Here is a 19,780-nt window from a genome sequence, read left to right as displayed (position 1 = left end):
GCCTAACTTACAATAGATAGCGCTGGTTCTTAGTGATCTTTGATGGCGAGTTGCCCGATGACTGAGGTTTCCCTGCCCTTCACACGTGAAGAGTACGCTAATCGGCTTTGGAAAGTGCGCGCTGAGATGGCGGGCCGTGGTATTGACGTTCTGATCGTCAGTGATCCTTCCAATATGGCGTGGTTGACTGGCTACGACGGCTGGTCATTTTATGTTCATCAATGCGTATTGGTGGGCCTTGAAGGCGAACCTGTATGGTTTGGCCGCCGTATGGATGCCAACGGCGCGCTGCGCACCTGCTGGATAGACCCCGATAATATTACCTACTATCCGGATTACTATGTTCAAAATCCGGATATGCATCCAATGGAGTATCTTGCCCAATCGATCATGCCTGACCGTGGTTGGCATACCGGTGTGGTGGGCATGGAGATGGATAATTACTACTTCTCTGCTAAAGCCTATCAAAGCCTTTTGCGTGAGCTTCCCCATGCGCGCTTTATGGATGCCAACGCACTTGTGAATTGGTGCCGAGCGATTAAGTCGCCGCAAGAAATAGCTTATATGCGTGTGGCGGCAAAAATTGTTGAAGGGATGCACACGCGTATTTTGGAGGTTATTGAGCCCGGGCTGCCCAAAAGTAAGCTGGTGTCGGAAATTTACCGCGTCGGCATCGAAGGATTTATTGACGAGAATGGCAAAGTGTTTGGCGGCGATTACCCCGCCATTGTGCCGATGTTGCCAACCGGTAAAGACGCTGCTGCGCCGCACCTTACCTGGGACGACACGCCATTTCGTAAAGGTGAAGGCACGTTCTTCGAAATTGCTGGTGTCTTCAAGCGCTACCACGCGCCGATGTCGCGCACCGTATTTTTAGGTACGCCGCCAACCGACTTTATTCGTGCTGAATCTGCTTTGTTGGAAGGCATTGAGAGTGGGTTGGCCGTAGCTAAGCCGGGCAATCGTACGGCGGATATTGCCATGGCGCTGGGTGCAGCGATGGATAAATACGGTTTTGACCGTGGCGGCGCGCGCTGTGGTTATCCGATTGGTATCTCGTACCCGCCGGACTGGGGCGAGCGCACGATGAGCTTGCGCCCCTCTGACGAAACTATTCTTCAGCCCGGAATGACATTTCACTTCATGCCTGGCCTCTGGGTAGAAGACTGGGGACTGGAAATTACCGAAAGCATTCTGATTACTGAAAATGGCTGTGAAACCCTGGCCAATTTTCCGCGCCAGCTGTTTGTTAAGTAGCTGTCTATACAATACAAGGGACATACAATGACGCTTCAACCGAACCAACTGCGGCCTAGCCCTATTTCCGCCACCGTTGATTTCGACGCCGATGGCGTACAGCACGGCTTTTTAAAACTGCCGATTTCCACCGATGAGTCTGCCTGGGGCGCGGTAATGATACCTATTACCGTGGTTAAAAATGGCGAAGGCCCCACGGCGTTATTAACGGGTGGGAATCATGGCGATGAATACGAAGGCATAACGTCGTTGTTGAAGCTTTCTTCCACGTTGAAAGCGGAAGAGGTGAGCGGGCGAGTCATTATCGTACCGTGTATGAACACGCCAGCAGTCATGGCTGGAAAGCGCACGTCGCCGATGGATAAAGGCAACTTGAATCGTAGTTTTCCAGGGGACCCAAACGGCACCGTAACGTCGCAAATCGCTGATTATTTTACCCGCGCGCTGGTTCCTATTAGCGATGTAGTGCTCGATTTGCACTCTGGTGGCCGTACGCTGGATATTTTGCCGTTCGGCGCTTCTCACGTTTTAGACGATAAGTCCCAACAGCAGGCGGCGTTGGAAGGCGCTAAAGCGTTCGGCGCTCCCTATGCGATGGTGATGTTTGAGCTAGATGCAGAAAAACTGTTCGATACGGCCTGTGAGCGCCAGGGCAAAGTGTTTGTGGCCACTGAGCTTGGCGGCGGCGGTACGTCCACGCCGCAAAGCATTGCGATTGCTGAGCGCGGTGTGCGCAATTTTTTGATCCATTACGGTTTGGTGCAAGGCACAGTAGAAATGCCCGAGGGTGGGCAAATGTACCTCGATATGCCAGATGCCAGCTGTTACGTGCAAAGCCAGCATTCTGGGGTGTTAGAGCTGCTAGTGGCGTTGGGTGATGAGGTGAAAAAAGGCCAAACCATTGCCTATGTTTACGATATGACCCGCAGCGGTACCGCTCCTGTGGCTTACAAAGCGGAACGTGACGGCATCTTAATGGCTCGCCGTGCGCCATCGTTAATCAATATGGGGGACACCCTGGCGGTGATTGCCGATGTTGTTGAACGCCTGGAGGCGTGACAACCCGCATGATGAAATTGGACCGTTATGATTTAAAAATTCTCGATATTCTCTCTCGGGATGGACGAATCACTAAGTCGAAGCTGGCGGAAGCCATCAACCTCTCGGTGAGTCCCTGCTGGGAGCGAGTTAAACGTCTGGAAAATGCGGGCGTTATCGAAGGATATACCGCGCGCATTAATGCCGATGTATTAGTGCCGCGCAACGCCGTATGGGTGCAGATCGAGCTCAAACAGCACAATGCTGAAAGCTTTTCCCGCTTTGAAGCATTAGTCATGCAAACGCCAGACGCCACAGAGTGCGTGGCGGTAGGTGGCGGTGTGGATTATCTGGTGAAGTTTGAAGTGTTTTCCATCGACAGCTATCAACGCTTGATCGATAGTTGGTTAGTCTCGGACGTGGGAATAGAGCGTTATTTCACCTATATCGTGACCAAATCGGTCAAACGGACCGAACCAGGTATTGGGTCAAAGGACTTTTTGTAATGCTGGTCTGTGTAAAACGATCTATCCAAATCGAATTTAACAATTTATCCAGATATTTGATCAACGCTATTTCAGCGTTTTGTTGGCTTAACATGAAAATTAATGCCACTCACCACTAGCTTAGTAAAAGACATCCATAGAAGTTAATTTACTAAGCGGAAACAGTCAGATCGCCTGACGCAGAGAGAAGCTAATGTCATATTTCACCATTGCCGGTGTTCAAATGCATGCCCTGCACCATGGCGACAATACCGAGGCTATGCGCCATCGGATCGATGCGCTAATGAATCGTTTTCCTCAGGTTCAAATGGTGCTGTTCAGCGAATTAATGCCGATGGGAGCTTCACCGCTCCACGCTCAAACGTTGCCCAGCGATACCGAAGCATTTTTTTGCCAACTGGCTGCGCAGCATCGCATCTGGTTAATTCCGGGCTCAATGTTCGAGCAAGTCGGCGAGCATACTTACAATACCTTGGTAGTGATTAACCCTCTGGGCCAAGTTGTAACGCGTTATCGTAAGATGTTTCCGTTCCGACCTTACGAAGCTGGCGTCGAGGGCGGCAGTGAATTTGTGGTCTTCGATGTGCCAACGATAGGCCGCTTTGGCGTTTCTATTTGTTATGACATGTGGTTTCCCGAAACAACTCGTACCCTGGCTTCAATGGGGGCCGAAGTCATTCTCCACCCCACGATGACGGATACCATTGACCGAGATATTGAGCTGTCAATTGCCCGCACCAATGCGGCGATCAACCAGTGTTACTTCTTCGATATCAATGGCGCTGGCGCGTTGGGGAATGGCCGCTCTATCGTCGTTGGCCCCTCTGGCGACGTGATCCATCAAGCGGGTATTGGTGAAGAAGTCATACCCATCGAAATTGACCTCAACCGCGTCCGCCGCGAGCGCGAAACAGGGTTGCGCGGTTTGGGCCAGCCACTGAAAAGTTTCCGTGACCGTGAAGTCGATTTTTCGCTATACCGTAGCGAAAACGGATCTTCCCCTTTCCTTGACACCTTAGGACCACTTGCTAAACCAGTACGTACCGACCAAGACATTTTTTAGGAGCCTATTTGGCTTGACCCATCATCACAAGAAGAATGGATTTCGCGCCAAGCTGGATGATCAATTTAGGCGAATATCGCGATATTTAGCGAAACTCCTAGGCAGCACTAGTTCAACACGGCCTTCAGTACGTGTCATACAAGGAGCGAAAACAATGAATAAAATAACGTCCATTGCAGATGTCCGTAGATATTTTCTAAACAATAAAGAGCCGGTTTACTTTATTTCTGCGACGAACTTCAATCTTCTGGGTATCGGTGATTGGGTAGGTAGCTTCCGTCACATTAACTATATTGACTGCTTTGAAGGCAAGCAGCGTAATGTCTTCGTGCCTAAACAGAAGTTTCCCCGCGACTTCGAGAGCATTGAAGATATTAATAACTATCTGCTTGAGCACAAAGAAGTCATTGATTTCATTCAATCACGAGCCAATGGCGAAAGCGCTGGGGTAGCATCGTTTTTAATGTTCGATGAGCACACCGAAGAAATTTGTGAGCAGTTGGGCCTGCGGGTTGCCTTCCCTCCCGCCGAACTGCGCAAGCGGATGGATAATAAAATTGAGACGGTGCGTATTGGCAATAAAGCGGGTGTGCCCAGCGTGCCCAACGTGTTGGCCAGGGTAGGCAGTTATCAGGAGCTTCTAGAGGTCAGCGAGTCGCTCGGTAACGATTTAGTGGTACAGACCGCGTTTGGCGATTCTGGTCATACCACCTTCTTTATTGCCAGTGAAGAAGACTATTACAAGCATGCTGAAGAGATCGAAGCCGAACCCGAGGTCAAGATCATGAAGCGCATCAACTGTCGCGGCTCGGCGATAGAAGCTTGTGCCACGCGTTGCGGTACGGTCGTTGGCCCGTTGATGACAGAGCTTGTAGGCTTCAAGTCCTTGACTCCTTATAAGGGCGGTTGGTGTGGCAACGAAATGTTCGCCGGCGCCTTTAGTCAGGAAGTGCGTGATTTAGCGCGCGAGTACACCTTTAAGTTTGGTGAGGCACTGCGCGAAGAGGGTTATCGAGGCTATTTTGAACTCGATTTCCTGATTGATATGGATACCCATGAAGTGTATCTGGGTGAACTTAACCCCCGTGTGACAGGAGCAAGCTCTCTGACGAATGTGGCGGCTTTTGCTCATTCTGATATTCCACTGTTCCTGTTTCACCTGCTTGAATTTTCGGATGTCGATTTTGACCTGGACATCAATGATATCAATGAGCGTTGGGCGCACCCTGAAAGTGTCGACAGCTGGAGCCAGCTGGTTATCAAGCATACCGATGAAAGCGTTGACCTGTTAACGGAAGCGCCTACTACCGGCGTATGGCGCATGAATGCTCAGGGCGAAATTGCTTATGATCATTATAGCTATCACCCCCACGCGGCAGAGAACGAGCATGAAGCCTTTTTTCTGCGCATTAGTGGCGCAGGAGACTTCCGCTATGAAGGGGCCGACCTGGGTATTTTGATCACCCGGGGGCGGTTAATGGATGATGACTTCCAACTGAATGAGCGTGCCAAGGCTTGGATAGACGGCATCCGTGGTCAGTACACCGGACAGGCGTTGCAAGACCCAGTGGTGGAGGAAGTTGCCGTCAGCCATGCTATCGGCGGTGGCAACTTCAAAATTCTTTAACCATGGACAGCAACTTTGTTGCAGGCCGAGCGCCTGGTGTGGAGCTGGACAAAGCCTTGACGTTTCGCACCGTGCATGAAGAGGTGGCGGGGCCAAAATGGCAGTCGTTGTTCCATTACCACTGGCCTGCCTATGAGCCCTGGTATCTGGCCGAAGGTGAGCGTGAGCGTCCCTCTTATCTGGAGTGTCATAACGCCTTACGCAAGCACATGCCCGAATTGCTGGCGACTTACCGCACGCTGTGTGAAGTAGCCGGTGGCGGGGATCTTTCGTCACGGCTACTGAGCTTGTATCGTCCGCCGCCGTATATTACCGGTTGCTCACAGGCGGTACTAGCAAGGCCGACGTCAACTGTGCTGGCACGCAACTATGATTACCCACCGGAGTTGTGCGAGGGCTCCATTCTCTACACCCGCTGGAATCAACGGCGTGTTATCGCCATGTCTGATTGCCTGTGGGGCGTGCTAGACGGGATGAACGATTCTGGGCTTGCTGTTTCTCTGGCCTTTGGTGGGCGCAAGGTGGTGGGGGATGGCTTTGGTGCGCCGGTTATTCTTCGCTACATTCTCGAATTCTGCGATACCGTGCCCGAAGCTGCTGCGGTACTTGCGAGAGTGCCTACCCATATGGCCTACAACATTACCGTGGCAGATGCTTCAGGGCGTTATGTCACGGCGATGATTGCACCGGATCGCCGCGCCAGCATTCGGCGGGTGGCGGTGGCTACCAATCATCAAAAGAAAATCGAATGGTATGCCCATGCGCTGGCCTCTGAAACCTTGATTCGCGAGCGTCAGCTCTCGATTCTGGTGGACGATGACGCCACCACTGAAGAGCGACTAATTTCGGCTTTTTCCGCTCCCCCTTTGTTTCGCCATGACTATCGGCGTGGCCTGGGCACAGTGTATACCGCGGTATATCGCACTAAGGAAAGGCTTACCCAGTTTCGCTGGCCCGGTAGAGTATTAGATTTGAGCTTCGATGTGTTTCCTGAAGAGCAAATTACCGTGCGCTATGGCTCCCGCGGGCTGTCCGGCTGATTTAGTACTGTTGCTGAGGCAAGTGTCTTGTCCAGATAAATACCTAAAAAGGATGGGTGTCGTCATGCAAGAGAATAATCCAACCGAAACTTCCTACACCGCCCTGGGTTTTTATCACAAAATTTCCCAACTTCGTGCTGATACCTGGAATGAGCTTAAACGTGATTTGGGTATTTTGACGCGCCTTAAAGAAGAGGATCGCGCCAAAAACTTGATTAAAGCTATCGACATCAAGTTGACACGCTTAGAGATCATTGAGGACTACCACGCATTTCCATCTAAAGAGGATTTTCGCCACCTTTGGACGCTATTTAATCGCGGTGAATATGCGCTGTTGGATAAAGTCGTTAAGCGTTTGGTAAGGGCGTTGATCAGTGAGTCCTATCGTCGACGGCATGTAGATCTTTCTGAGACGGATGCGGGTGCTGAAGACATGGAGGCTTTGGACGCCCTTAATCAACTTCGCCGCGGACACCCGGCTTCCAATAGCTCGGCGCAACCTTACTTTGAACTGCTGATCGTAGATAATCTTTCTAACCAGGAAGAAGATGTGGTGCGTGAAGCATTTCATAACATGCGCCGACCTGAAGATCGCTTTGTTTACGATGTTGTAACGGTAAAAAGCTTTGAAGATGCGTTGATTGCCATATTGGTGAATCCTAATATACAAGCCTGTCTGATTCGCTACGAGTTTCCGTATAAGTCCAAGTATAACCTCAGTGCTTTGCGTAATTATCTGGAAGGTCTCTCAGAAAATGAGCTGGAGCACCATAGCGAAGCTGATCGCAGTATCCTGCTGAGTTCGATGATTCATGAATTACGCCCAGAAATTGATCAATTTCTGGTGACGAGCGGTGATGTTGAAGCTACGGCAAGTCGAGATATTAAGCACTTCAACCGTATCTTCTACCGCGAAACGGATTACATCGAGCAGCATCATACGATTCTACGCGCCATTGATAATCGCTATCGCACACCGTTTTTTGATGCTCTGCGTGAATATAGTAGGAAGCCCACAGGGGTGTTTCATGCCATGCCCATTTCCAGGGGCAAGTCGGTGACTCGATCCCACTGGGCAGGGCACATGATCGACTTCTACGGCATTAATATTTTTCTGGCCGAAACATCCGCAACATCGGGGGGACTAGACTCGCTGTTGCAACCGTTTGGGCCAATCAAAAAGGCACAAGAGTACGCTGCCCGCGCCTTTGGAGCTCGTCGTAGCTTCTTTGTGACTAATGGTACGTCCACTGCCAATAAGATTGTGGTGCAGGCGCTGATTAAGCCGCGAGACATTGTGCTGATCGATCGTGACTGTCACAAGTCGCATCATTACGGCATGGTGCTAGCCGGTGCACATGTCAGTTATTTAGACTCCTATCCGCTTGACGATTATTCCATGTACGGTGCGGTGCCGCTGCATGAAATCAAGAAAACGCTGCTGTCCTACAAGCGTTCCGGACAATTGCACAAAGTTAAGATGTTGTTGCTGACCAACTGCACCTTCGATGGCATCGTCTATAACGTGCGCCGGGTGATGGAAGAGTGTTTGGCGATTAAACCAGATCTGGTTTTTCTTTGGGATGAAGCATGGTTTGCCTTCGCTGGTTTTAACCCGACGTATCGGCCACGTACCGCTATGAATACGGCACGTACGTTGCGGGATCGTTACCGCAGTGAGAGTTATCGGGAAGAGTATGCGGCTTGGAAAGCCGAGTTCGATAAGCTTGATCCAGAAGATGACGCTACATGGCTTGACCAGCGACTGATGCCCGACCCAGACGAGGTGCGCATTCGCACCTATGCAACCCATTCAACCCACAAAACGCTGACCTCGTTACGCCAAGGCTCAATGATTCACGTGTGGGATCAGGATTTTCGCCAGAAAGTGGAGGCTTCTTTCCATGAAGCCTACATGACTCACACCTCTACCTCGCCCAACTATCAGATTGTGGCATCGCTGGATGTGGGAAGGATGCAGGCGGAAATGGAAGGTTTCGAACTGGTACATGCCCAGGTAGAGACAGCGCTTTCGCTTCGCGAACAGCTCTACACCCACCCATTACTGCAGAAATATTTCCGCGTATTAAAAAATAGCGACATGGTGCCTGAAGCCTACCGCGAGTCGGGTGTAGAGTCCTATTACGATCCGGTGACTGGGTGGAATAAGATGGAGGAAGCCTGGGCGCGAGACGAGTTTGTTGTTGACCCTACCCGTGTCACGATTGCCATCGGTAACACGGGCGTTGACGGCGATACCTTTAAAAATGAATACCTGATGAATAAGTACGGGGTTCAGATCAACAAGACATCCCGCAACACCGTACTGTTTATGACCAATATCGGCACGACACGGGGCTCTATTGCCTACTTGTTGGATGTGCTGATCAAGTTGGCGAAAGAGTTCGAATATCGCTTGGAAGACAGTAGCCGCCCTGAGCGCAAAATCATCGAGAATCAGGTGCATTCGCTGAATCATGATTTGCCGCCACTACCTGACTTCAGTCGTTTCCACGACGCCTTCCGGCCGAATCCTGATACGCCCCAGGGTGATATTCGTTGTGCTTACTTTCTGAGTTACGATGAAGAGAATACTGAGTACTTACGCTTCGATAATGGCAAGTTACAGTCGCAAATGCGTGCTGGACGCGATGTTGTATCGGCAAGTTTTGTCATCCCTTATCCGCCAGGATTTCCGGTATTAGTGCCAGGGCAGGTCATCAGCGAAGAAATTTTAGCCTTTCTGCAGGCGCTGGATGTCACTGAGATCCATGGCTATCGGCCGGAGTTAGGGCTAGTGGTGTTTACTGAGGAGGCTCTGATTAACCCCGCCGCAGGTTAAATACAGCAGATTAAATAGAGGCGCTGCCAAAAAAAATCACTATAAAGCATGCTTTCACAAAAAAAGCGCCGGAATTATCCGGCGCTTTCAAAAACACTTCGTGCGGTATCTCCCTTACGCTAGACACACTGAAACAGCCCATCGAAACGTTGGGCTGTAGATCGATTTTTTAGCAACATTTTCTGTGCAACGGTTTGTCGCCAACGATTGGCTTCACCGTAATTGGCTGCAACCTGGGGAGGTGCCCATGACCACACTATCGACCACGCTCACTAAGCGCTTGGAAGATCCGCGTCTGTTCCGGCAGTACGCCTACGTAGACGGTAAATGGACCCACGGTGACGGCGGCCGCGAAGAAGCGGTGTATGACCCGGCGACCAATGAAGCCATTGGCCACATTCCCTTGCTGGAAGCGGAGCAAATTACCGCTGCCGTAGATGCTGCTGAAACTGCCTTTGTACAGTGGCGTGCCCTACGCGCTGACGAGCGCTGCGAGCGCTTGCTGGCTTGGTACGATTTGATTCAAGCCAATCGTGAAGACCTAGCCACCATCATGACGTTGGAGCAGGGCAAGCCGCTGCCGGATGCCCGTGGTGAAGTAGAGTACGGTGCCAGTTTCGTGCGTTGGTTCGCTGAAGAGGGCAAACGCACCTACGGTGAAACCATTCCCAGCCATATTCCCAATGCATCATTGGGCACCATTAAAGAGCCGGTAGGCATTGCGGCGATGATTACGCCGTGGAACTTCCCGCTGGCCATGATTACCCGCAAGGCCGCAGCGGCGTTGGCCGCTGGATGCCCGGTGATCATCAAGCCTGCCAATGAAACGCCGTTCTCGGCGCTGGCGCTGGCGGAGCTTGCCGAGCGGGCAGGTATTCCGGAAGGTATTTTTAACGTCGTGCTGGGTGATCCTGCAGAAGTCTCTAAAATTTTGTGCAGCGAGCCGCGTATCCGAGCGCTCTCTTTCACGGGCTCCACCCGTGTTGGCCGCTTGTTGATTGAGCAGAGCGCAAATACGGTTAAACGGCTATCGCTGGAATTAGGTGGCAACGCACCGTTTATCGTTGGTCCGGATATGGATCCCAAAGAAGCAGCCTATGCTGCAGTCTCGGCCAAGTTTCAAACGGCTGGGCAAGATTGCCTAGCCGCTAACCGAATTTTGGTTCACGAATCTATCCACGATGAGTTCGTTGAGCAATTTACCGAGCGCATGGCGGCACTTACCGTGGGTAACGGTTTGCATGGAGAAGTTGATTTAGGCCCGCTGATTCATCGCCAGGCAGTCGAAAAAGCAGCATCGATTGTTGATGATGCGATTTCCAAAGGTGCCACGATGATTGCTGGTGACCAGAGCCAAGCACCGGGCGATAACTTCTTTATGCCAGTGCTGTTGACCAATGTAACACCGCAAATGAAAGTTTGGCGTGAAGAGAACTTTGCCCCGGTGGCCGGTATTACCGCTTATAGTACCGATGACGAAGTTATTGAAATGGCCAATGACACCGAATACGGCTTAGCGGCTTATATCTACACCCATGATATTCGCCGCATCTGGAAGCTAATGCGGGCATTGGAGTACGGTATGGTTAGCGTCAACTCCGTGAAAATGACAGGTCCACCAGTACCTTTTGGTGGCGTCAAACAGTCCGGCCTTGGTCGTGAAGGCGGCGCTACCGGTATCGATGAGTATTTAGAAACGAAGTACTACTGCCTTGGGGCATTAGGTTCAGTGTCAGGAAGTTGATATCAATCGGTTTTATTAATTTAAGCATCCTCCCCACACGGTGGGGAGGGACTGTATAGAGAGAACGTTATGAGCTTGCATCAGGATCTGATCGAACGCGACCGTAAAGTCACTTTTCACGCCTCTACCCATCTGCGCGACTTCGCTCACGGCGATTTGCCTGGCCGTGTTATCACTGGCGGTAAAGGTATTAATATCGTAGATAAAGATGGCCGTGAGTTTATCGACGGCTTTGCGGGCCTTTACTGCGTCAATATCGGCTATGGTCGCACTGAAGTTGCTGAAGCGATCTATAAGCAAGCGCTAGAGCTATCTTATTACCACACCTATGTAGGCCACTCGAACGAGCCGCAGATTGAACTTTCTGAGCGTGTTCTGAAAATCGCTGGCATGAACATGTCCAAGGTGTATTACGGCATGTCAGGCTCGGATGCGAATGAAACACAGCTCAAAATTGTGCGTTACTACAACAACGTGCTGGGGCGTCCGCAGAAGAAAAAAGTGATCTCGCGTATGCGTGGTTACCACGGTTCTGGCATCGCCTCTGGTTCGCTAACCGGTCTTAAAGCGTTCCACGACCATTTTGACCTGCCAATCGAAACCATTCGCCACACTGAAGCACCGCACTACTATCTGCGCGCGGCAGAGCAGCACGGTATGACAGAACTCGAGTTTTCTGCCTACTGTGCCGAGAAACTAGAGGCAATGATTCTTGAAGAAGGCCCCGACACCGTCGCAGCATTTATCGGTGAGCCGGTGCTGGGTACCGGTGGTATCGTACCGCCGCCAGAAGGCTATTGGGATGCGATTCAAGCAGTGCTGAACAAGTATGACGTGCTATTGATAGCCGACGAAGTCGTGTGTGGCTTTGGCCGTACCGGTTCGGACTTCGGTAGCCACCATTACAATATGAAGCCTGATTTGGTCACCATTGCTAAAGGGTTAACCAGCGCGTACCAGCCGCTTTCTGGCGTGATTGTTGGCGACAAAGTGTGGAAAGTGCTTGAGCAGGGGACTGGTGAGTTTGGTCCCATCGGTCATGGCTGGACCTATTCAGGTCATGCACTAGGCTGTGCCGCTGGCCTTGCCAACTTGGATATTATTGAGCGCGAAAACCTAGTCGGTAACGCTGCTGAAACTGGCGGCTACTTCCAGCAGCAGCTCAAGGCCACCTTTGAAGGTCACCCGTTGCTTGGCGACGTACGCGGTGTTGGCCTAATGGCCGCTCTAGAGTTCTCACCAGACGCCAAACAGCGCCTGCATTTCGACCCGGCGTTGAAAGTTGGCCCGCGTGTTGCAGCAGCGGCAATGGAAGAAAACCTGATCGCCCGTGCGATGCCTCAAGGCGATATTCTAGGCTTTGCACCGCCACTGACCATTAACCGTGGTGAAGTTGACGAAATGATTGGTCGCGCCAAGCGTGCCATTGATCGCGTGACGGATGAGCTGGTGCGTTCCGGTGATCTTAAAACCGGTGAGCAAGAAGCGGCCTTTACGATTTAATAGCGCTTAACGCTCCCCAAACGCCGCTGCCTATATCGCAGCGGCGTTTTTGTTTTTGAGGAGGGCAGCTATGCTAAATGCATGAGATCACCTATCTCCCACCATTATCCGACCCATCAGGCTAGGAGTTATCATGCAACCGGTACTTGCTTTTGATGTATACGGCACGCTCATTGATACCCAAGGGGTAACGGTTGAGCTGGAGCGCCGCCTCAGTGACGCAGCCATCGCTGGGGATTTTGCTAAGCGCTGGCGGGAAAAACAGCTGGAATACAGCTTTCGCCATGGTTTGATGGGAGCCTATGTGCCGTTTTCGGAGTGTATCCGGGAGGCATTAGTGTTCACTGATCGTGCGATGCAAAGCGGTCTTTCTGATAATGACCATGACCACTTAATGGCGGTTTATGCAGAGTTACCTGCATTCCCAGATGTGCTGCCTGCCCTAGATCAACTACGTGATGCTGGAATTCGCTGCGTGGCGTTTTCTAACGGCACTCAAGAAGCTGTCACTAAGCTACTGGCCCGCGCAGGCGTGGAAAACCACATGGATGCGGTGGTAAGTGTTGATGACGTTAAGCGCTTCAAGCCTGATCCTGCGGTATACGCCTACTTACGCGCATGTTTAGAAGCACGCCCAGAACATACCTGGCTGATTTCCAGTAATCCTTTTGATGTGATTGGAGCAACGCATGCAGGTTTACATAGCGCCTGGGTGCGCCGTCACCCTGATGCGCCCTTCGACCCCTGGGGAGGAGAGCCGGATATGACAGTGCCTGATTTGGAAATGCTGGCTGAACGAATGAGCCGTTAGGTTGTTAACCCACACCGACAAGCCGCATAATGATGCCAACTTAATCGCTTAGGATATGACCATGTCGGAAAAAATTTACTGTATCGCCAGCTTTAAGCCCAAAGCGGGAAAAGAAGAAGCGGTATTTAAAGCGCTGCAGTCTTTAGAGCCAAACACCCATCGCGAAGATGCTTGTATTCACTACACTGTGACTCGGCAAATCGACAATCCGTTTGCCCAGGGCACTAGCCACCCGATCGTGTTTCATGAAATCTGGGCCAGCCGAGAAGAGTTTGAAGCCCACTGTCAGCGCAAAGAGATACAAGATTTTTTCGCTAAGCACGTCGAGTCACCCGACGGCGATATTGAAGATGCCAACGTGTGTGTTTATACCGACGAGCCGTGGAATTTCGACGCTCCCAAGGTGTGAAAAGCAGTAACGGTGTAGAATAAGTAAGCGTTGTACCTAGATGACGGAGCCAACATGACTGAAAAGAAAATGAACGTCGAAAGCTTTAACTTGGACCATACCAAGGTAAAAGCACCTTACGTGCGTTTGGCCGATATTAAAGAAGGCCAAAATGGCGACCGTATCCACAAGTATGATCTGCGTATTTGTCAGCCCAACAAAGAGCACATGGAGATGCCTGCGCTGCACTCCCTGGAGCATCTGATGGCTGAAATGTCGCGTAATCACACCGATAAAGTGGTTGATATCAGCCCGATGGGTTGCCAAACTGGTTTTTATATCGCGATGATTAACCACGACGATTATGACGGCGTGCTAAGCATTATCGAGCAAACGCTCAACGATGTGCTGACTGCCACGGAAGTACCCGCCTGTAATGAGATGCAGTGCGGCTGGGCCGCCAGTCACAGCCTGGAAGGTGCCCAAGCGCTAGCCAAAGGCTTGCTGGCTAAGCGCAGTGAGTGGACTGACGTATTTGCTTAACCAGTAAATGAAAGCATGCAATATCAGCAATACGCCTCCTTACTGGGGGCGTTTTAGTGTTGGGTCATTAACCAATGGCAAACGCCCAATAACGTTAAGCATGGGGAAAAAAGGCATAGAACATCACTGCTCTATCAATAGAACAGTGATGTTTAAACAGTTTAAAATACGGCGGTTTGATTCAATCAGATTATTGCGTGGCTGAAAAATTCTCAGCAGCTGCTGCTAGTACGGCTAACGCTGACTCGGCGTCTTCAAACCCAAGACCTTCCATACCACCGTCAGGGCCTTTGTAATTCGCGAACCAGATATCAACAATCTGGCTAACACCAGGGAACTCACTATCGAGTTGCTGCATGCTTTCAATATGGGCAAACGGTGAATCCTGGGTAAGTACTGCCACCAGTTTGTCGTCTTGCTCGCCGTCGTCTAACATTTTTAAAACGCCAATAACACGTACATCAACGACTTCACCGCGCGGTAACGCTTGGCCTAAGACGATGACATCGAGTGGGTCACCGTCACCGCCTAGTTCTTTGGGCAGGGCAGTACCCGGAATGGCGCCATAATTGCCTGGATAACCCAGGTAATTTACAATGCGCGGCTCGCCGTCTTTATACTCCCAATAAACCGCGTTCGGGTCCTCTTTGCTAACTTCCCATTTGGCAGACGTGCCTGTGGGTATTTCGATAATGGCGTTGGCATAACCGTTGCTGTTAATGGCATCCATCGCCATTAAATCGTCATCACCGGCAATGGTGAAATCATCTTTTAGGGTCATGTCTGAGGTATAGGGCGTTGTGTCAGAAAAGGCTAGATTGCCTAATGACTCAGCATACGCCGTCGACGTTAACATCGAGATGCTTATTACACCTGCCAGCAGTAGTTTGTTATCCATGACCATTCCCGTAAGCGATTTAATTCGATAAATCCTATCAGGGGGGAGTGACGAATTAGTGACAGGGGTAAGTCGATCAAGCGGGGTCTATCGTTAGCAATAGCCGCTTTTGACCTGCCTCCAAAGAGGGGCTGCGGTGCACTAAGCCATGCTCTTCACAGCCCACCCAACCGCTGCCTTTTAGCAACGCGATATCACCGGCATGCAACCGCTGAATGGCGCTTGGGTCGCTGATAATCTCTGGGCGATCAGGTGTTGGCGCACCCAGCCCCGCGCGATTAAGCGCATTTTCAGGTAACCATTCGCTACCCGGGCCGACATAGGTGGTCACTAAACGTACCGGCAAGTTGTCGCAGTGAAAACGTGGGCACATCGCCGCTGTTAATAAGCGTAGACGAATGCCCACGGTATCGGTATCAAACAGGAATGCGATGGCTTCAGCAGCGGTTGCGATATCGTCAACCAGCGCATCTCCTGCTGAGGGCTCTGGTAGCTTGCGACGCAAGTCATTTTTAAAGTCATCTGTCGGGCTGCCAAGCCATGCGTACTGCCAGTCGCGCGATGTCTGGCTCTGTGCGTTTGCGCTAAGCGCCACATCGGCGGGCAGAGCGCGGTGCAGAATAGCGATGTTAATCTGCTCTTCAAATATACGCGGAAGCACGCTGATGTCGGTATCCAGTGCGGCGTGTTGTGGTAGTCGCCAAGAGACTGCTTGATGAGAGTGTGGAGTGGGCATGTAGGTCTCCTGTTACGTTTAGCAGTGCATTAGCATTGAGAAAGGTTAGGTCGCAGAGCTTTATTTGTTATGTTATAACGTTTTTATCAAAAGGAGTCTAACCATTGCAACCCGATATCACTCAGTCAGTAACTGCCAGAACAGACAGTGGCGCTGAATTCCCAGATGCAAAAAAAGCTGAGGAGGCTCTGCTGTTGGCCTCATCAGAGGACGAGTACATGAATGCCGCGCAGCTTGCTTTTTTTCGTCGGCGGCTTTTAAACGAGCGAGCGGAACTTGAAGCGCATTTAAGCGAGGTGAAAACGGCTATCGCCTCTCATGAGAGGGATAGCGACGAGGCTGACCAGGCCTCGTTTGAGGAGGAGCTGCGGTTGTCACTTCGCCAAGCAGATCGCGAAAGTCGGTTGATCACTAATATCGATGCAGCCTTACAGCGCATCGAAAATGGCGAATACGGCTTCTGTGAAGAAACTGGCGAGCCAATTGGTCTTCAACGGCTACTTTTTCGTCCCACGGCAAAGCTTTGCATTGAGGCAAAGGAGCGCCAGGAGCGTAAAGAGCACCATTTCCGCAAGGCACGGGGGGAGTGATGCAGTTCTCCACGCTGACACCGGTTAACGTACTGACCGGATTTTTAGGGAGCGGTAAGACAACGTTACTCAATCGCTGGGTACGCCAAGCGTCAATGCAAAACACGCTGATCGTAATTAATGAGTTTGGTGATATTGGACTAGATCATCAACTGATTACCCAGAGTGATGAGCAAGCGGTGGTGGAGATGAGCAGCGGCTGTTTGTGCTGCACATTGAGGGGAGACTTAAGCCGTACGCTAAAGCAGGCTATTGATTCGCTGTTGGCAGAGGGAAAACCAGCACCTTCCCGTGTTGTGATTGAAACCACGGGACTGGCCGATCCCGCCCCTATTTTACAGCTGTTAATGACCGATCATTGGCTTGCCCACCGTTTCCAGTTGGATAGCGTGGTGTGCTGTGTTGATGCCGCGAACGGTGAGGCAACGTTGCAGGCGCATCGTGAGTCACAGCGCCAGATTGCGATAGCTGACCGATTACTCATCACCAAAACTGACCTGGTCGACGAAGTTTGCTTAGCGCCACTGGCTAACCAACTGGCGTCTATCAATCCCGCCGCAGAGCAGTGGCAGGTGGTGAACGGTAATCTTTCGCCTGAATTGTTGGTAGGCGCAGGGCTTTTTCGTCGGGATTCTCAACGACACCAGGTGGAGCAGTGGCTGAAGTCAGCACGTTACAGCGTTATCCATGCTGAAGATGTTAAGCACGAGGGGGAGCAGCAGGGCGACAGTAACGCTGCTTTTGTGCAGCCCACTAGCCAGCCAACGTTGACTCGCCATGGGGAGAATATCAATGCGTTTTGTTTTTGCGTTGAGGAATTAATTACCCCAGACGCTTTGGAAAACTGGCTGGATCTATTGATGTCGTTGATGGGCGAGAAAATGCTACGCATTAAAGCGATTGTGCACCTTACCGACCGTGATGAACCGCTCGCGCTGCACGGCGTCCAGCACATTTTCCACCCGCCGACGCCTCTGCCGATGCAGTGTGTTAATGACCGCATTTCTCGGTTTGTCTTCATTACTCAAAATGTCGCGCCTGCCACTGTGGCGCAGCTTTATCGTTATTTCACACCCTTTAACTCATCAACGAACGAGGCAATTTAATGACGGCTTTTACTTTACCCGATATTGCCCAACAACCTGCCCGTTTACCGGGCACGCTTTCCTGGGTTGGTATGGAAGGCGTGGCGCTGCCAGTAAGGCTGGCGGGGAGCCAAGTAAACGCTAATGTGTCAGCGGGCGTTAGCCTTGAAGAAGCCGGTGCTCGCGGTATCCACATGTCACGGCTGTATACCGCATTGGATGCATTAGAGCACCAGGCGCTAACGCCCACGTTACTTCATCGTGTTCTTGCGGCTTTTTTGGAGAGTCACCACGCATTATCAGAAAACGCTTACCTAACGTTCAGTGGGGAGGCATTACTTAAACGTGACGCGCTGATCAGCCCTTTGTCAGGTTGGAAAGGCTATCCGTTTACACTGCACAGCCAGCTCACACCGTCAGGTTTCAAGGTGGAGCTAGACGTATCCGTTGGTTACTCCTCAACTTGCCCCTGCTCAGCGGCATTAGCAAGACAGCTAATTCAGCAAGCGTTTGCGGAAGATTTTGAAGAGATTCCCTTAACCAAGCAGGCCGTACTCGCGTGGCTAGGCAGCGAGGAAGGGGTACTCGCCACTCCACATAGTCAGCGCAGTGTTGCCCACTGTTCCATACGGCTGGCAGGAAACGATGACATACCGCTTGCTGACCTTATTGAGCGTATTGAGAACGCCCTGGGGACAGCGTTACAGACAGCTGTTAAACGTATTGATGAGCAGGCATTTGCGCTCGCCAATGGTCAGAATCTGATGTTCTGTGAAGATGCCGCCAAACGTCTGGATGGAGCGCTTAGAAAGATGGCTGATATTTCAGGGTTCCAGCTAAAGGTAGTTCACGCAGAAAGTTTACATGCCCACGATGCAGTGGCGAGAAGTGAGTGGCAGTGGTGATAAATATTGTTTGCTGGCTGTAAGAGAATAAACATGTGTTTATGCATTGACACCAAGCAGTCGTGGCCTTATATACGATGCATCATCCATCACTATGAGCTCCCATGTTCCTTCTTATCACGATTGCTACCCTTTCAATCGCGTTCTCTTTTCTGTGCTCTATCCTTGAAGCAGCGTTGCTGTCTATTACGCCGAGCTATATCGCCAAGCAAAAAGAAGATAATCCCAAGCTTCATGTAGCGCTGACGAAGCTAAAAACCAATATTGATCGGCCGTTGGCCGCGATCTTAACGCTTAACACCATTGCGCATACTGTCGGTGCAACGGCAGTGGGGGCGCAGGCCGCGGTCGTGTTTGGCGAAGCCTCTATTGCCATTGTGTCTGCCGTCATGACCATGCTGATTTTAATTCTTTCTGAAATCATTCCCAAAACGATTGGTGCTACCTATTGGCGAGGTCTATCACCGATGTTGCCACGGTTACTGAACCCAATGATCATTGGGTTGCTGCCGTTTATCTGGATGTCTGAACAGATTACGCGCCGCTTAGGAAAGTCGGAGCATGATGTTGACTTGCGCGATGAAATTAAAGTGTTGGCGCGGGTAGGTTTAGAAGAGCAAGTGTTGGATGCGGATGAGTCACGCACCATTATTAACATGCTGAATTTGCATGAAATTGCGGTCAATAAAGCGATGACGCCCCGTACTGTCTGTGAAACGGTATTGCCTAACATGATGGTCAAGGAGTTTGACGAGCAGTATGGCAAAATGCCATTCACGCGTTTCCCTGTGATGGATAACGGTGAGCAGGCATTTGGTTATGTGCACAAGGCCGATATGTATCACGCCGATGATGCCAAAACCATGCGCGAGCTGATGCACCCAATTGGTAGTGTCGAAGTATCGAACAATGTCGAGCAGGTGTTTACATCAATGTTGAAGGATCACCTGCACATGCGGGTGGTTTATGATGAACACGGCACCTTTGTGGGCCTTATCACCCTAGAAGACATCATTGAGACGATATTAGGTCAAGATATTGTCGATGAAACCGACAGTGTGGCGAACTTGCGCCACTATGCAAAACAGCGCTGGGTAAAGCGCATCAAGCGGGAAGAGAAAGACGCCACGTCGCTGGATTGAGCATAGCAAATGTTTCACTGCTATAGCGCGAAACGTTCTATAGTGAAGGCGTTGAAAGTCAT

General features: G+C 51.0%; 18 protein-coding genes. 16 read left to right on the top strand and 2 right to left on the bottom strand.

All coding sequences use genetic code 11. From position 1 onward, the window contains the following. Nucleotides 1-57: 57 nt before the first annotated feature. The 12 genes from doeA (at nucleotide 58) to INT19_RS18280 (ending at nucleotide 14,362) form a co-directional block, all read left to right on the top strand. Nucleotides 58-1,257: an ectoine hydrolase DoeA gene (doeA, locus tag INT19_RS18335; protein ID WP_089039667.1), complete on the top strand. Its 1,200-nt coding sequence runs from the start codon at nucleotides 58-60 to the stop codon at nucleotides 1,255-1,257. Nucleotides 1,258-1,284: 27 nt separating this feature from the next. After that, nucleotides 1,285-2,316: a N(2)-acetyl-L-2,4-diaminobutanoate deacetylase DoeB gene (doeB, locus tag INT19_RS18330; RefSeq protein WP_089039666.1), complete on the top strand. Its 1,032-nt coding sequence runs from the start codon at nucleotides 1,285-1,287 to the stop codon at nucleotides 2,314-2,316. A gap of 8 nt (nucleotides 2,317-2,324) precedes the next feature. Continuing rightward, complete coding sequence (locus INT19_RS18325) at nucleotides 2,325-2,801, top strand: Lrp/AsnC family transcriptional regulator (RefSeq protein WP_193061784.1); 477 nt, start codon at nucleotides 2,325-2,327, stop codon at nucleotides 2,799-2,801. A 193-nt stretch (nucleotides 2,802-2,994) separates the two neighbouring features. Next, a complete protein-coding gene (locus INT19_RS18320; RefSeq protein WP_038477761.1) occupies nucleotides 2,995-3,864 on the top strand; it encodes a carbon-nitrogen hydrolase family protein in 870 nt (289 codons plus the stop codon). 154 nt (nucleotides 3,865-4,018) lie between these two features. Beyond that, entirely contained in the window at nucleotides 4,019-5,491 is a 1,473-nt protein-coding gene (locus tag INT19_RS18315; protein ID WP_193061783.1) for a biotin carboxylase, read from the top strand. 2 nt (nucleotides 5,492-5,493) lie between these two features. Next, nucleotides 5,494-6,531, top strand: a complete 1,038-nt coding sequence (locus INT19_RS18310) for a C45 family autoproteolytic acyltransferase/hydolase (RefSeq protein WP_193061782.1) — start codon at nucleotides 5,494-5,496, stop codon at nucleotides 6,529-6,531. A gap of 64 nt (nucleotides 6,532-6,595) precedes the next feature. Continuing rightward, a complete protein-coding gene (locus INT19_RS18305; RefSeq protein ID WP_193061781.1) occupies nucleotides 6,596-9,373 on the top strand; it encodes an aminotransferase class I/II-fold pyridoxal phosphate-dependent enzyme in 2,778 nt (925 codons plus the stop codon). 247 nt (nucleotides 9,374-9,620) lie between these two features. Next, nucleotides 9,621-11,117, top strand: coding sequence for an NAD-dependent succinate-semialdehyde dehydrogenase (locus INT19_RS18300; protein ID WP_038477754.1), 1,497 nt, complete (start codon nucleotides 9,621-9,623; stop codon nucleotides 11,115-11,117). 69 nt (nucleotides 11,118-11,186) lie between these two features. Next, nucleotides 11,187-12,620, top strand: a complete 1,434-nt coding sequence (locus INT19_RS18295) for an aspartate aminotransferase family protein (RefSeq protein WP_125750983.1) — start codon at nucleotides 11,187-11,189, stop codon at nucleotides 12,618-12,620. A gap of 133 nt (nucleotides 12,621-12,753) precedes the next feature. After that, on the top strand, nucleotides 12,754-13,431 hold the full coding sequence (locus INT19_RS18290; protein WP_193061780.1) for a haloacid dehalogenase type II: 678 nt from the start codon (nucleotides 12,754-12,756) through the stop codon (nucleotides 13,429-13,431). 61 nt (nucleotides 13,432-13,492) lie between these two features. Beyond that, nucleotides 13,493-13,840, top strand: coding sequence for a putative quinol monooxygenase (locus tag INT19_RS18285; protein WP_193061779.1), 348 nt, complete (start codon nucleotides 13,493-13,495; stop codon nucleotides 13,838-13,840). A gap of 54 nt (nucleotides 13,841-13,894) precedes the next feature. Further along, complete coding sequence (locus tag INT19_RS18280) at nucleotides 13,895-14,362, top strand: S-ribosylhomocysteine lyase (protein ID WP_089039658.1); 468 nt, start codon at nucleotides 13,895-13,897, stop codon at nucleotides 14,360-14,362. A 190-nt stretch (nucleotides 14,363-14,552) separates the two neighbouring features. Here INT19_RS18280 and INT19_RS18275 read toward each other — a convergent pair whose 3' ends face one another. Both INT19_RS18275 and INT19_RS18270 read right to left on the bottom strand, forming a co-directional pair. Next, complete coding sequence (locus INT19_RS18275; protein ID WP_193061778.1) at nucleotides 14,553-15,260, bottom strand: inorganic diphosphatase; 708 nt, start codon at nucleotides 15,258-15,260, stop codon at nucleotides 14,553-14,555. Between the two features lie 76 nt (nucleotides 15,261-15,336). Continuing rightward, nucleotides 15,337-15,996 carry a DUF1826 domain-containing protein gene (locus INT19_RS18270; RefSeq protein WP_193061777.1) on the bottom strand — a complete coding sequence of 220 codons (660 nt, stop codon included), beginning with the start codon at nucleotides 15,994-15,996 and terminating at the stop codon, nucleotides 15,337-15,339. Nucleotides 15,997-16,100: 104 nt separating this feature from the next. Here INT19_RS18270 and dksA point away from each other — a divergent pair, with 104 nt between their 5' ends. From dksA to INT19_RS18250, 4 genes are all read left to right on the top strand, one after another. Next, the gene (gene dksA, locus INT19_RS18265) at nucleotides 16,101-16,586 is read left to right on the top strand and encodes an RNA polymerase-binding protein DksA (protein ID WP_193061776.1); all 486 of its coding nucleotides are present in this window, start codon (nucleotides 16,101-16,103) and stop codon (nucleotides 16,584-16,586) included. Continuing rightward, nucleotides 16,586-17,692 carry a CobW family GTP-binding protein gene (locus INT19_RS18260; RefSeq protein ID WP_193061775.1) on the top strand — a complete coding sequence of 369 codons (1,107 nt, stop codon included), beginning with the start codon at nucleotides 16,586-16,588 and terminating at the stop codon, nucleotides 17,690-17,692. Before dksA ends, INT19_RS18260 begins: the two co-directional genes overlap by 1 nt. Next, a complete protein-coding gene (folE2, locus tag INT19_RS18255; RefSeq protein ID WP_089039653.1) occupies nucleotides 17,692-18,576 on the top strand; it encodes a GTP cyclohydrolase FolE2 in 885 nt (294 codons plus the stop codon). Before INT19_RS18260 ends, folE2 begins: the two co-directional genes overlap by 1 nt. A 104-nt stretch (nucleotides 18,577-18,680) precedes the next feature. Next, nucleotides 18,681-19,718 (top strand): CNNM domain-containing protein, encoded by a 1,038-nt coding sequence (locus INT19_RS18250; protein ID WP_193061774.1) that lies wholly within the window; start codon nucleotides 18,681-18,683, stop codon nucleotides 19,716-19,718. The last annotated feature ends 62 nt before the right edge of the window (nucleotides 19,719-19,780 follow it).

Source organism: Halomonas sp. 3A7M (assembly GCF_014897875.1).
Lineage (GTDB): Bacteria > Pseudomonadota > Gammaproteobacteria > Pseudomonadales > Halomonadaceae > Vreelandella.
Note: the sequence above shows the minus strand (reverse complement) of the source record. Positions and strands in the feature narration are given on the sequence as shown.

Excerpts from the sequence above, each read along its gene's own strand:
- doeA (WP_089039667.1), top strand. The coding sequence starts at position 58 with ATGACTGAGGTTTCCCTGCCCTTCACACGTGAAGAGTACGCTAATCGG.
- doeB (WP_089039666.1), top strand. The coding sequence starts at position 1,285 with ATGACGCTTCAACCGAACCAACTGCGGCCTAGCCCTATTTCCGCCACC.
- INT19_RS18325 (WP_193061784.1), top strand. The coding sequence starts at position 2,325 with ATGATGAAATTGGACCGTTATGATTTAAAAATTCTCGATATTCTCTCT.
- INT19_RS18320 (WP_038477761.1), top strand. The coding sequence starts at position 2,995 with ATGTCATATTTCACCATTGCCGGTGTTCAAATGCATGCCCTGCACCAT.
- INT19_RS18315 (WP_193061783.1), top strand. The coding sequence starts at position 4,019 with ATGAATAAAATAACGTCCATTGCAGATGTCCGTAGATATTTTCTAAAC.
- INT19_RS18310 (WP_193061782.1), top strand. The coding sequence starts at position 5,494 with ATGGACAGCAACTTTGTTGCAGGCCGAGCGCCTGGTGTGGAGCTGGAC.
- INT19_RS18305 (WP_193061781.1), top strand. The coding sequence starts at position 6,596 with ATGCAAGAGAATAATCCAACCGAAACTTCCTACACCGCCCTGGGTTTT.
- INT19_RS18300 (WP_038477754.1), top strand. The coding sequence starts at position 9,621 with ATGACCACACTATCGACCACGCTCACTAAGCGCTTGGAAGATCCGCGT.
- INT19_RS18295 (WP_125750983.1), top strand. The coding sequence starts at position 11,187 with ATGAGCTTGCATCAGGATCTGATCGAACGCGACCGTAAAGTCACTTTT.
- INT19_RS18290 (WP_193061780.1), top strand. The coding sequence starts at position 12,754 with ATGCAACCGGTACTTGCTTTTGATGTATACGGCACGCTCATTGATACC.
- INT19_RS18285 (WP_193061779.1), top strand. The coding sequence starts at position 13,493 with ATGTCGGAAAAAATTTACTGTATCGCCAGCTTTAAGCCCAAAGCGGGA.
- INT19_RS18280 (WP_089039658.1), top strand. The coding sequence starts at position 13,895 with ATGACTGAAAAGAAAATGAACGTCGAAAGCTTTAACTTGGACCATACC.
- INT19_RS18275 (WP_193061778.1), bottom strand. The coding sequence starts at position 15,260 with ATGGATAACAAACTACTGCTGGCAGGTGTAATAAGCATCTCGATGTTA.
- INT19_RS18270 (WP_193061777.1), bottom strand. The coding sequence starts at position 15,996 with ATGCCCACTCCACACTCTCATCAAGCAGTCTCTTGGCGACTACCACAA.
- INT19_RS18260 (WP_193061775.1), top strand. The coding sequence starts at position 16,586 with ATGCAGTTCTCCACGCTGACACCGGTTAACGTACTGACCGGATTTTTA.
- folE2 (WP_089039653.1), top strand. The coding sequence starts at position 17,692 with ATGACGGCTTTTACTTTACCCGATATTGCCCAACAACCTGCCCGTTTA.
- INT19_RS18250 (WP_193061774.1), top strand. The coding sequence starts at position 18,681 with ATGTTCCTTCTTATCACGATTGCTACCCTTTCAATCGCGTTCTCTTTT.